Source organism: Roseateles sp. (assembly GCF_052436255.1).
GTDB lineage: Bacteria > Pseudomonadota > Gammaproteobacteria > Burkholderiales > Burkholderiaceae_C > Pelomonas.
Genome location: NZ_JBQVNP010000040.1, coordinates 24,420 through 37,047 on the forward strand (window position 1 = coordinate 24,420; position 12,628 = coordinate 37,047).

Annotated in this window: 9 protein-coding genes; 2 read left to right on the plus strand and 7 right to left on the minus strand. The window is 68.9% G+C overall.

The features are described 5' to 3' along the window. Nucleotides 1–5: 5 nt before the first annotated feature. Nucleotides 6–2,600 carry a glycoside hydrolase family 2 TIM barrel-domain containing protein gene (locus ACT6S0_RS11605; RefSeq protein WP_444764007.1) on the plus strand — a complete coding sequence of 865 codons (2,595 nt, stop codon included), beginning with the start codon at nucleotides 6–8 and terminating at the stop codon, nucleotides 2,598–2,600. 98 nt (nucleotides 2,601–2,698) lie between these two features. Here the strand turns inward: ACT6S0_RS11605 and ACT6S0_RS11610 are convergent, their stop codons facing one another. The 7 genes from ACT6S0_RS11610 to ACT6S0_RS11640 all read right to left on the minus strand — a co-directional run bounded on the left by ACT6S0_RS11610 (nucleotide 2,699) and on the right by ACT6S0_RS11640 (nucleotide 9,324). Continuing rightward, nucleotides 2,699–3,271, minus strand: a complete 573-nt coding sequence (locus ACT6S0_RS11610) for a GNAT family N-acetyltransferase (protein WP_444764008.1) — start codon at nucleotides 3,269–3,271, stop codon at nucleotides 2,699–2,701. After that, a complete protein-coding gene (locus ACT6S0_RS11615; RefSeq protein WP_444764009.1) occupies nucleotides 3,268–4,539 on the minus strand; it encodes an MFS transporter in 1,272 nt (423 codons plus the stop codon). The genes ACT6S0_RS11610 and ACT6S0_RS11615 overlap by 4 nt, the downstream gene beginning before the upstream one ends. A gap of 131 nt (nucleotides 4,540–4,670) precedes the next feature. Next, on the minus strand, nucleotides 4,671–6,284 hold the full coding sequence (locus ACT6S0_RS11620) for a gamma-glutamyltransferase family protein (RefSeq protein WP_444764010.1): 1,614 nt from the start codon (nucleotides 6,282–6,284) through the stop codon (nucleotides 4,671–4,673). A 39-nt stretch (nucleotides 6,285–6,323) separates the two neighbouring features. Continuing rightward, on the minus strand, nucleotides 6,324–7,319 hold the full coding sequence (locus ACT6S0_RS11625; protein WP_444764011.1) for a S49 family peptidase: 996 nt from the start codon (nucleotides 7,317–7,319) through the stop codon (nucleotides 6,324–6,326). 1 nt (nucleotide 7,320) lies between these two features. Continuing rightward, entirely contained in the window at nucleotides 7,321–7,707 is a 387-nt protein-coding gene (locus ACT6S0_RS11630; protein ID WP_444764012.1) for a Rieske (2Fe-2S) protein, read from the minus strand. Then, complete coding sequence (locus ACT6S0_RS11635) at nucleotides 7,700–8,359, minus strand: HAD family hydrolase (RefSeq protein WP_444764013.1); 660 nt, start codon at nucleotides 8,357–8,359, stop codon at nucleotides 7,700–7,702. Before ACT6S0_RS11635 ends, ACT6S0_RS11630 begins: the two co-directional genes overlap by 8 nt. Beyond that, nucleotides 8,356–9,324: an RluA family pseudouridine synthase gene (locus ACT6S0_RS11640; protein ID WP_444764014.1), complete on the minus strand. Its 969-nt coding sequence runs from the start codon at nucleotides 9,322–9,324 to the stop codon at nucleotides 8,356–8,358. Before ACT6S0_RS11640 ends, ACT6S0_RS11635 begins: the two co-directional genes overlap by 4 nt. A 641-nt stretch (nucleotides 9,325–9,965) precedes the next feature. Between ACT6S0_RS11640 and ACT6S0_RS11645 the strand changes: the two genes are divergently transcribed. Further along, on the plus strand, nucleotides 9,966–12,628 hold a 2,663-nt coding region (locus ACT6S0_RS11645; RefSeq protein WP_444764015.1), incomplete at its 3' end, for an Rne/Rng family ribonuclease.

Consider the following 12,628-nt stretch of genomic DNA (forward strand, 5'->3'; position numbering starts at 1 on the left):
TCGACATGAACAGCTTCTTCCGTCTTGCAGCGGCCCTGTGCCTGGGCCTGCTCGCCACCCTAGCTTGTGCCTCCGCGCGTACCAGCGAGGTCATCAACCGCGACTGGGTGTTCACGCGCGGCAACCCGGCCAATGCCCAGGCTGCCGATCACGACACTTCGACATGGGGCCGCGCCGACCTGCCCCATTCCTTCTCGCAGCCCTACTTCCTCGGCACCGGCTTCTACGTGGGCCACGGCTGGTACCGCAAGCAGCTGGACCTGCCGGAAAGCAGCCGCGGCAAGCGCATCACGCTGGAGTTCGACGGCGTGTTCCAGGACGCCGTGATCTGGGTCAACGGGCAAAAGGCCGGCCGCCATGTGGGCGGCTACACCGGCTTCAGCATCGACATCACGTCCCACGTCAAGCCCGGCCGCAACCTGCTGGCCGTTCACGTCAACAACGAGTGGAACGCCCGTGTGGCGCCGCGCGCCGGCGAGCATGTGTTCTCCGGCGGCATCTACCGCAATGTGCGCCTGGTGATGACCGACCCGGTGCACGTGGCCTGGTACGGCACCTTCGTTACGACGCCGCAGGTGTCGGCCGACCAGGCCACCGTGCGCGTGCAGACCGAGCTGAGGAATGCACGCACCGACGCCGTCCGCGTCGAGCTGGTCTCCGAGGTGCTGGACGCTTCCGGCCAGCGCCTGGCCCGGCACCGCAGCGAACGCCTGCTACCCGCGGGCGGCATGGTCCATGAAGACCAGACCCTGCCCCAGCTCGCCCGGCCCCGGCTCTGGTCGCCGGAAACGCCCTACCTCTACAAGCTCGTCAGCCATGTGTCGGTGAACGGCAGGTCGGTGGACCGCTTCGAGACACCCTTCGGCATCCGCACCATCCAATTCACCGCCGACCAGGGCTTCTTCCTGAACGGCATGCACTACTACCTGGCCGGCGCCAACGTGCACCAGGACCAGGCCGGCTGGGGCGACGGGGTGACCGATGGCGCCGCCCGCCGCGATGTGCAGATGGTCAAGGACGCGGGCATGAACTTCATCCGCGGCTCGCACTACCCGCACTCGCCGGCCTTCTCCAAGGCCACCGACGAGATCGGCCTGCTGTTCTGGTCGGAGGCGCCGTTCTGGGGCATTGGCGGCTTCGGCGGCGAGGGCAGCTGGCTGTCCAGCGCCTACCCGCCCGATCCGGCTGACCGGCCCGACTTCGAGGCCAGTGTGCTCCAGCAGGCCGCGGAGATGATCCGCATCCACCGCAACCACCCGTCCATCGTCGTCTGGAGCGCCAGCAACGAGCCCTTCTTCACGGTAGGCGAGGCCATGCAGCCGATGCGCGACTTCCTGAAGCGCCAGGTGGCCTTCATGCGCACGCAAGACCCGACCCGCCCCATCGCCATCGGCGGCGCGCAGCGCGGTGACATCGACAAGCTGGGCGACATCGCCGGCTACAACGGTGACGGTGCCTCCATTGCCAGCTTCCAGAACCCCGGCATCCCGTCGATGGTCTCCGAGTACGGCCTGACCATGACGGACCGCCCGGGCGCCTTCGAGCCCGGCTACGGCCTGATGCCCGACACGCCCGACCAGAAGGCCAACCCCAAGCCCTTCTCGTGGCGCTACCCCTGGCGCTCGGGCGAGGCGCTGTGGTGCGCCTTCGACCACGGCTCCATCGCCTCCATCGAGTTCGGCGCCACCGGCTTCGTCGACTACTTCCGCCTGCCCAAGCGCCAGTACCACTGGTACCGCACGCATTACCGCGGCATCCCCGAGCCGGTCTGGCCGGTGGACGGCAAGCCGGCGCAGTTGCAACTGAAAGCGCACCTGACGGTCATCCACGGCACCCAAGGCCTGGACGATGCGCACGTGGTTGTCAGCGTGCACGACGAAGCCGGCCGCGCCTTGAGCAACTCACCCGATGTGACGCTCGCCATCGTCAGCGGCCCCGGCAAATTCCCCACCGGCCGCAGCATCGCCTTCAGCCACAAGTCGCTGGTGGCCATCCGCGACGGCCAGGCAGCCATCACCTTGCGCTCCTACTTCGCCGGCCAGACCGTCATCGAGGCGACCTCGCCCGGCCTCAAGCCCGCAAGGCTGACGATCACGACCACCGGCCCCGACCGCTTCGTGCCGGGCGTGTCGCCGCTGGCGCCCGACCAGCCGGTCATCACCTACCCGCCCATCGACCGCAAGTCCTTGCCGGACGACCCCATCAACGTGACCACCAGCCGCCCCACGGCCACCAGCGGCTCGGCGCCCGGCCACGCCGCACCGCTGGCCAACGACGGCAACGCGGACACCTTCTGGCGCGCCGATGCCACCAGCGGCGAGGCCTGGTGGGTCGGCCATCTGGAAAACGTCTATGCGCTGCACTGGCTGTCGGTGCAGATGCCCGACGACGGCAGCCCGCCCTTCGTCGTGGAAATCAGCACCGACCAGACGAACTGGCGCCAGGTCGCCGAGGTCAAGGAGCGCCGCAAGAACCACGAGGTCGCGCTGTACGACGGTAGCCCGACGGCGGCCTACCTGCGCATCCGCTTCCCGACCGTCAAGCCCGACCACCCGGCCCAACTCAGCGAAGTGCGGGTGTTCGCCAAACCAAAGAACTGAAGCTCCTGTTATGGCACCTTTACAGCGGCCTCTGCACAGGTACCCGGCGCCGGGACGTCGATCAGCAGAGGATCTGTCACGCGCGTGCGCGCGCACCGCTACATCAGCCGTGCATAGACGGCGGTGTCGCGCGGCGTGCCGTCGATGCCCAGCGCCTCGCAGCGCAGCACGCCTTCCAGCTCGAAGCCGCAGCGCTCCGCCACGGCCCGGCTCCTCAGGTTGCGCGCGTCGCAGCGGATCTCGACACGCCGCGCGTCCAGCTGGTCGAAGGCCAGCGCCGTCAGCAAGCGCACCGCCTCGCTGACATGGCCCCGACCGGCGGCCTCGGGGCGGATCCAGTAGCCGATCTCGAATTTGCGCACCGCCCAGTCCATGCGGTGCAGGCCGGTACCGCCCAGCAGTCGGCCGGGGCTGCCGTCCGGGCGCCGGGTATAGATCTGAAAGCAGAGGTCGCGCCGGGCAATGAAGTCGGCCTGCATGCGCCGCACCACCAGCTCCGAACTCTCGGCCGTCGGCGCCTCCTGCGCCCAGGGCATCCACGGCCGCAGGTGCGACAGCGACTGTGTGATGACGACGGCCATTTCCGCACCCGTGCCGGCGCGCGGGGCGAGCAGCAGCGTGCGTTCGCCGGCCAGGCGCTCCGGGATGTCGATCAGCAGAGGATCTGTCATGCCGTCACCACTTCAACAGGCTTGGGCAGCTCGCGCACGTCGCGGATGACCTCATTGCGCCAGGCCCACAGCGCCAGCAGGCAGGCGCCGGCGCCGGCAAAACCCAGCGCCGCGCGCAGGCCGACATGCTCGCCCAGCCAGCCGCCGATCAGCGCACCGGGGCCGGCCGGCAGCAGGATGAGCCAGCGCATCGTGCTCGTCATGCGGCCCAGCATGGGCGCGGGCGTGACGGCCTGGCGCAGTGACAGGAAGTTGATGAAGATCAGCACGGCGCCGACGCCGAAGGAAAACAGCATCGCGCAAAAGCTGGCAACACCCGCCGCGCCGGACGGCGCCAGGGCGAGCTGGCCCCAGCCCAGGCCGCAGGCCGCATAACCCAGCACCAGACAGGGCCCGGGGCCGATGCGGCGGCTGATGCGGTGGCCGAAGAAGCTCGCCAGCACCGTGCCGACGCCGAGCGCGATGTAAGACAAACCGACCGTCTGCGGTGAGAGCTTCAGCTCGCGCGTGGCGAACAGGATTTGCGCAACCAAGGCCGCGTTGTGGAAGAGCTGCCAGCCGCCGGTGGCCGCGGCCAGGCTGACAAGCAGCCGGCGCTCGCGCACGAACCGCAAGCCGGCCTTGAGTTCGATCCAGAAGCCCTGGCCACTGCGCGTCGACAACGTCTCCTTGACCTGGACGCCGCGCAGGATGGCCGCCGAAACGAGCAGCAGCAACGCATCGACCGCCAGCGCCAGCGGCGCGCCGAAGAGCTTGATCAGGGCGCCGGCCAAGCCGGGGCCGGCCACCTCGGCGCCCGACGACGCCAGCGCATTCTTGGCATGCGCCTCCACCAGGCGCTCGCGCGGCACGACCTGGGTCAGCACGATCTGCGCAGCGCTGCCGGCCACCGTGTAGACGCAGCCCAGCACGAAGCCGACGATATAGAGCCAGTGCATGCTGAGCACGCCCAGCCAGGCCGCGAGCGGCACGGTGGCCACGGCGACGGCCAGCAGGCTCTCGCCCCAGATGTAGACGGGCAGCTTGGCGCAGCGGTCCAGCAGCACACCGGCCGGCAGCGAGAACAGCACGAAGGGCAGGATCTCCATCGCCTGCAGCGTGCCCATCTGGGTGGGGCTGGCGTTGAGCAGCACCGCCGCCGTCAACGGCAGGGCCAGCATGGTGATCTGGCCACCGAGCGAGGAGATGAGGATGGACGACCACAGCCGCCGGTAGACCGCATCGCGCAGCAGGTCGCCGGGCGCGAGAGTGAAGAACTTGGAGAACATGACGCTGGAAGCTCCGACAGGACTCGACGGGCGGGTGAGCCCCGCCAGGGAAGGCAACGCGCGTGGGCGTCAGTCGAGGTCGAGCAGCTTGGTCATGCGCGGCATCCTAACGCTGCGAAATGGGCGTGGCTTCAGTAACCGACAGCCGTGCCATCACGCCGCGGGTCGCTGGCGGCCACATAGCCGTGGGCACCCGGCTCGCCCAGCCGCCAGATGAACTGACCGGCGCCGAAGTCCTGGTAGCTGTCGTGGATGTCGCCGACCTCATGGCCGCGGGCGCGCAGGGCCTCGATGGTCGCCGCCGGCATGTGCGGCTCGATGTTGATGGACAGGCCTTCGTTGAAGCGCCAGCGCGGCGCATCACAGGCGGCCTGCGGGTTCTGGCCGTAGCAGAGCATGCGCACCAGGGTCTGCATGTGGCCCTGGGGCTGCATGTTGCCGCCCATCACGCCGAAGCTCATGACCGGCGCGCCGTCCCGCGTCAGGAAGGCCGGGATGATGGTGTGGAAAGGCCGCTTGCCCGGCGCCACCTGGTTCGGGTGGCCGGCTTCCAGCGTGAAGCCATGGCCGCGGTTCTGCAGGCTGACGCCATAGCCCGGCAGCACCAGGCCCGAGCCGAAGCCCAAGTAGTTGCTCTGGATGAAGCTCACCATCATCCCGGACTCATCAGCCGCGGTCAGGTAGATGGTGCCGCCCTTGATCGGATTGCCGGCGCCGAAGACCTGGGCGCGAGCCGGGTCGATGAGCTTGGCGCGATCGGCGAGGTAGGCCGGGTCCAGCAGCTGTGCCGCGCTGACCTGCATCGCACCCGGCTCGGCCACGTTGCGGTAGACATCGGCAAAAGCCAGCTTCATCGCCTCGATCATCAGGTGCTGGGCCTCGGCGCTGTCAACCGCGTGCGCCGTCACGTCGCGGTGCTCCAGCAAGCCCAGCGCCATCTGTGCGGCGATACCCTGGCCGTTGGGCGGGATCTCGTGCAGGGTGTGGCCGGCGAAATCCTTGGCCAGCGGCGTGACCCATTCAGGCTGGTAGGCGGCCAGGTCGGCCGCGGTCAGCGCGCCACCGGTCTCGCGCGCGAAGCGGGCCAGGGCCTGCGCGATCTCGCCGCGATAGAAGGCCTCACCGCGGGATTGCGCGATCAGCTTGAGGCTACGCGCCGCATCGGCAAAGCGGAACAGCTCGCCGACTTCCGGCGCACGGCCATGCGGCAAAAAGGCTTCGGCGAAGCCGGGCTGCGACGTCAGCTCATGCAGTGCCGCGGCCATCGTCCACTTGCCCTGGACGATGGGCGGCACGGCATAGCCGCGCTCGGCGATCTCGATGGCGGGCTGCATCAGGTCGGCAAACGGCAGCTTGCCGAAGCGCTCGCTCAATGCGGCCCAGGCACCGACCGCGCCGGGCACGGTGACCGCGCCCCAGCCACGCTTGGGCATGACCTGAGTGCCGAAGAACTCCGGCGTCCACGCAGCGGGCGCCGGGCCGGAGGCGTTGAGGCCGTGCAACTGCTGCCCGTCCCACAGGATGCAAAAAGCGTCCGAGCCGAGGCCGTTGCTGCAGGGCTCGACCAGCGTCATGCATGCCGCCGTGGCGATGGCCGCGTCGACTGCGTTGCCACCCTGGCGCAGCATCTCAAGCCCGGCCTGCGCCGCCAGCGGGTGCGAGGTCGAGACGATGTTGCGCGCGAACAAAGGGCTGCGCTGGCTGGGATAGCCGGTCGTCCAGTCGAAGCGGGGAGCGGTGGTCATGGCGTTTCGGTTCCTGTAGGGGGGCGCCAGGCGCCGTCTTCAACGAATGGGCGCCAGCTCCCGCAGCGTCTTGACCGCGCCGGCACCGACACCCGCGCCGAAGCGTTTGGCCAGGCGCTCGGCGACGTTTTCACGCGGCGTGTAGTCGACGACCTCCTCGGCCTTGACGATCTCGCGAGCCACGTAGTCGAGGCTGCCCTGGCGGTCGGCCAGGCCCAGCTTGACGGCCTGCTCGCCGTTCCAGATCAGGCCTGAGAAGGTATCGGGCGTTTCCTTCAGGCGCTTGCCGCGGCCCTCGCGCACGACGGTGATGAACTGCTGGTGGATTTGGTCCAGCATGGCCTGGGCATAGGCGCGCTGCTTGGGATCCTCGGGGCTGAACGGGTCGAGCATGCCCTTGTTCTCACCGGCAGTCAGCAGGCGGCGCTCCACGCCGACCTTGTCCATCAGCCCGGTAAAGCCGAAACCGTCCATCAGCACGCCGATGGAACCGACGAGGGAGGCCTTGTCGACAAAGATCTCGTCGGCAGCGGCGGCGATGTAGTAGGCGCCGGAGGCGCACATTTCCTCGACGACCGCGTAGACCGGCTTGTCGTACAGCTTCTTCAGGCGCTTGATCTCGTCATGGACGATGCCGGCCTGCACGGGGCTGCCGCCCGGCGAGTTGATGCGCAGCACGACGGCCTGGGCGCCCTGGTCCTTGAAGGCATCCTTCAACGCGGCCACCAGCAGTTCGGCGCTCGCATCGCTGTCGACCGCGATCTCGCCGCGCACCTCGACCAGGGCCGTGTGAGGCGCCGTCGACGGGGTGACGAGCCGCCCCTGCAGCCACACGCTGTAGACCAGCAGCGCGGCGAGCGCCAGCCAAAACAGCCGGAACGCCGTTCGCCAGCGCCGCTCGACGCGCCGCTCGCGCAGGAACTCGCGCGCCAGCTGCGCCAGCACGGCCTCGTGCTGCGGCGCCAGCGCGGGCGACGGCGGCACGCCGACGGGCTCTTGCATGGGGGGAGGCAGGTCGTCGTCGGTGGTGCTCATGTCAATCTTCAAAAGCGGGTCTGGTGTCGCGGGTGGGGTGCCAGTAGACCTGGCCCTCGCGCTCCGTCAGTTCGATCTTGGTCAGCCGCGAGCGGTTGCAGGGGCCCATCAGGCACTGGCCGGTCAGCGGGTCGTAGACGGCGCCGTGGATGCTGCACATGATGAAGCGTTTGTCGCCATCCAGGAACTCGCCCTCCTGCCAGTCCATCTCGGCAGGTACATGGGCGCAGCGGTTCAGGTAGGCCACGGCCTGGCCTTCGTAGCGCAGCGCGAAGGCGCGCACCGGCTCGCGCCATTGGATGACATCGAAGCTGACCGCCTTGCCGCGCTCTTCCAGCTCGGTCGAGACGCACAGGCGCTGGGGCGGCGCGATCTCGGGCTCAGGCATTCTGAATCAGCCAGTCGTGCAGCTCGCGCGTCGAATGGGCGACGAACAGCGGGTTGAACTCGGCAAAGGTGGCGTGGTCATGCGCGCCAAAGCTGACGGCCACGCAGGGCGTGCCGGCGTTCGCGGCCAGCTGCAGGTCGTGCGTGGTGTCGCCGATCATCAGCGTGCGCTCGGGCTCGGCGCCGAACTCGCGCATCAGCTCCAGCAGCATCTGCGGATGCGGCTTGGAGCGTGTCTGGTCGGCCGTGCGGGTGCCGTCGAACAGATGGCCCAACGCGCTCGACGCCAGGACCCGGTCCAGGCCCACGCGGTTCTTGCCGGTGGCGACGGCCAGCCAGTGGTGGCGGGCCTTGAGCGCCTCCAGCATCTCCAACGTGCCTTCGAACAGCGACAGCTCGTGTTCGGCGGCGAGGTAATGGTGGCGGTAGCGCAGGCCCAGCTCTGGGTAGCGGTCCTCGGCCAGGCCGGGCACCGCGTGTTCCAGCGCATCGCGCAGGCCCAGGCCGATGACGTAGCGGCAGTTCTCGAAGCCGGGCTCGGGCAGGCCGATGTCGACGGCGGCGCGCTGGATGCAGCGGGCAATCAACGCCGTGGAGTCGAACAGGGTGCCGTCCCAGTCGAAGGCGATCAGGTCAAAACGTTGGGGTCTCATGGGTTCATCAGCTTCGCACACTCCGGCGGCAGCGGCGCCTCCAGCGTCAACTCGGCCCCGGTGGCCGGATGGGTGAACCGCAGCCTGCGGGCGTGCAGGAACATGCGGTCGAACCGGGCCGCCCCGCGCGCCAGCTCCCGATTGCGCTCGAAGTCGCCGTACTTGGGGTCGCCCACGATGGCGTGGCCGGCCTGCTGCAGGTGGACGCGGATCTGGTGGGTGCGACCGGTCTTGATGGTGACGTCGAGCAGGCTGAAGTCCTGGGTCTTCTGCATCACCCTGACCAGGCTGATCGAGCGCTTGGCTTCTTCTTCGTCCGCTTTGCCCGGCCTCACCCAGCGCTCGCCGTCGCTGCCGACGAACTTCACCAGCGGCACGTCGATGACCTTGAGCCTGGCCGGCCACTCCCCCCAGACCAGGGCGGCATAGGTCTTGCCGGTCTCGCGCTCACGCAGCTGGTCCTGCAGGGCGACCAAGGTGCTGCGCTTCTTGGCAATCATCAAGAGACCCGAGGTTTCCTTGTCAAGCCGGTGCACCAGCTCCAGGAACTTGGCCGTCGGCCGTGAGCGGCGCAAGGCCTCGATGACGCCGTAACTCACGCCGGAACCGCCGTGCACCGCGACGCCGGCCGGCTTGTCGATGACGAGCAGGTGCTCATCCTCGAAGATGACCGGGAACTCGCGCGCCGGCGCTTCGGGCAGGGTCGGGCGCTCGGGCAGGCGCACGGGCGGGATGCGCACTTCGTCGCCGATCACCAGCCGTGTGTCGGCCTGGGCCCGGCCTTTGTTGACCCGCACTTCGCCCGCGCGGATGACGCGGTAGACATGGGTCTTGGGCACGCCCTTGAGCTCGCGCAACAGGAAGTTGTCCAGCCGCTGCCCCGCCGAGCCTTCGTCCACCGTGACCCGGCGCACGGCCGGTGCCGTACTCGCAGAGGGCTGGGTTTGCGTGGTGTCGGGCGGCACTTGGCCTGCCCCTATAATCCTTTTCACCACGTTGCTGCCGTAAGTATTTGATTTGGTTGATTTTAGCGGCGACAACGTGTGGCCGACGGGGCGAAAGCCCGACGGCCACCGGCGATGCAACGCGAAAGACGGTCGGCAGGTTTCCTCCCCGAGTGAGTGAACGGCCCGCTGCCCGACGCGGCAGAGCGATGACACAAGAACCCGCGAGTCCCGCTGCAAATTCAGCAAGCGGCGCGCGCAGATAACAAGGTTTCCATGGCGACAGAACGCCCAGGCCTCGCGGCCGTGCGAGCTGTCACCAGCGTCCAGCAGCCCACGCGGATGAGCATGCCCCTCCCCCACACGCACCCCTGCGGCCCCGGCTTGAAGCCGGTGTGGCCGCCCTGCCCCGGCCTGCCTTCAGGCTTGCCGGGCGGGTGCGCGCGGGAGCCGGCGGCTCGGCTCGCTTGAGTCCTGTTGCGATGCACGCGCCAACGCCGAAGGCTTGCTGACCCATCCGGTTGGCTGCGCTTTCGGTCCAGGGCGATTCCTTCCTCGGTTCTCAGCCATCGCCCGTGCATCTTGATGCTGCCTTCGGGCGGCGTGATGAACGTGCGCGTTTTGCGGCGGCTCGATGCCAGCCCGGCGCGCGAGGAGATGACATGAAACGCATGCTGATCAATGCGACGCAGCCCGAAGAGCGGCGCCTCGCAATCGTTGATGGCCAGAAGCTGCTGGACTTCGAGACCGAAATCGAAGGGCGCGAGCAGCGCAAGGGCAATATCTACAAGGCGGTCGTGACGCGGGTCGAGCCCTCGCTCGAAGCCTGCTTCGTCGACTACGGCGAGGACCGCCACGGCTTCCTGCCCTTCAAGGAGATCTCGCGCTCCTTTTTCCGTGAAGGCACCGACGTCAAGAACGCGACCATCAAGGACGCGATCAAGGAAGGCCAGGAGCTGCTGGTACAGGTCGAGAAGGAAGAACGCGGCAACAAGGGCGCGGCGCTGACGACCTTCGTCTCGCTGGCCGGCCGCTACCTGGTGTTGATGCCCAACAACCCGCGCGGCGGTGGCGTGTCGCGCCGCATCGAGGGCGAGGACCGCGAGGAGCTCAAGGAGAACCTCGACCAGCTCGAGTATCCCAAGGGCATGAGCCTGATCGCCCGCACCGCCGGCATCGGCCGCTCGGCGCCCGAGCTGCAGTGGGACTTGAACTACATGCTCAAGCTCTGGACCGCGATCGACGACGCGGCCCAGGGCGGCAAGGGTGCCTACCTGATCTACCAGGAATCCAGCCTGGTGATCCGCGCGATCCGCGACTACTTCACCGCCGACATCGGCGAGATCCTGATCGACACGGACGACCTGTTCGAGCAGGCCCACCAGTTCATGAACCACGTGATGCCCGACCAGGGCCATCGCGTCAAGCGCTACCGTGACGACGCGCCGCTGTTCAGCCGCTTCCAGATCGAACACCAGATCGAGACGGCCCACAGCCGCACGGTGACCCTGCCGTCCGGCGGCGCCATCGTCATCGACCACACCGAGGCGCTGGTGTCTGTCGACGTCAACTCGGCCCGCTCGACGCGCGGCACCGACATCGAGGAAACCGCCACCCGCACCAACCTCGAAGCGGCCGACGAGATCGCCCGCCAGATGCGCCTGCGCGACCTCGGCGGCCTGATCGTCGTCGACTTCATCGACATGGAGGAGAGCAAGAACCGCCGTGACGTCGAACAGCGCCTGCGTGACGCACTGCGCAGCGACCGCGCCCGCGTTCAGTTCGCCTCCATCAGCAAGTTCGGCCTGCTGGAAATGAGCCGCCAGCGCCTGCGCCCGGCGCTCAGCGAAGGCAACCACATCACCTGCCCGCGCTGCAATGGCACCGGCCACATCCGCGACACGGAAAGCAGCGCGCTGCAGATCCTGCGCATGGTCCAGGAAGAGGCCATGAAGGACAACACCGCCGCCGTGCATGTGCAGGTGCCGGTGGAGGTCACTTCGTTCCTGCTCAACGAGAAGCGCACCGAGATCACCAAGATCGAGCTCAAGCAGCGCGTGACCGTGCTGCTGGTGCCCAACAAGCACCTGGAGACGCCGAACTACAAGCTGGAGCGCCTGCGCCACGACGACCCGCGCCTGGAGAATCTGCAGGCCAGCTACACGATGATCGAGGAGCCGACCGACGAAGTCGGCATCACGCGCCGTGGCGACGTCGAAAAGAAGAACAAGCAGGAACCCGTCATCAAGGGCATCCTGCCCGAACAGCCCGCGCCCATGCCGGTGCCCGTGCCGGTGACCCCTGCCCCGGTGGCGGCAGCACCTGCGCCCGCCCCGGTGGTCGCGGCCCCGGCCCCGGCTTCCAAGGGCTTCTTCAGCCGCCTGTTGAGCTTCTTCAGCGGTGGCGACACCCCTGAAGCAGCCCCGGCGCCCGTCGTCCAGGCGCCCGCCGCAGCACCGGCCGCAACCGACAAGCCCAAGCGCGAAGGCGGCCGCGATGGCCGACGCGACGGTGGCCGCCGCGGTGAACGTGGCGAACGTGGCGAACGCGGTGAGCGGGGCGACCGCAATGAGTCGCGGGGTGGTGGCCAAGGTGGCCGCCGCGACGCCAAGCCGGGCGAGCCTCGTGCAGAGCGCGCTGAACGGGGTGACCGCGCGGAGCGTGGCGACCGCAGCAAGCGCGCTGAAGCCGCTGGCGACAAGCCCGAGCAACAGCGTCCGGAGCGGGCTGAACGCGCCGAGCGTGGTGAGCGCAACGACCGCGGTGGTGAGCGCGCTGAGCGTGGCGAACGCCGCCCGCGCGGCGAGCGCCAGGAACGCCAGGCCGCTGAGACCGTGGCGGTCATGCCGGTCGCAGCGCCCTTGGGGGATGAGCTGGCTGCCGTCCACGACGCACCGCCGGCCTTCGTCGACAGCCAAGCCGAGGCTGCCCTGCCGCCCACCGGTGACACTCCGGCCGGTGAAGAGCGCCAAGGCCGGGGCCGCCGCCGCCGCCGTGGTGGTCGTGACCGTGAGGACCAGGCCGGTGGCGAGGGTGGTGCCGAAGCGGGTGCCGATGCAGCCGCTGACACGCCCGTTGAAGCCGCTGCAGGCCCCGTCGACGTCGGCACCGAAGTCGCACCCCAGGTCGAAGGCGACGACGCCGGCGAAGGCCACGGGCGCGAGAGCCGCCGCCGTGGTGGCCGCAATCGCAACCGCAATCGGCGCGAGGAGGGCGCGGTCGACGGCCAGGACGCCACGGCCGGCGAGGAGGCGGTCGTCGCCGCCGACGCCGCGCCGCTGCAGGGCTCGCTGATCGAGAACGCGCTGGCGGACGCTGCCGCGCC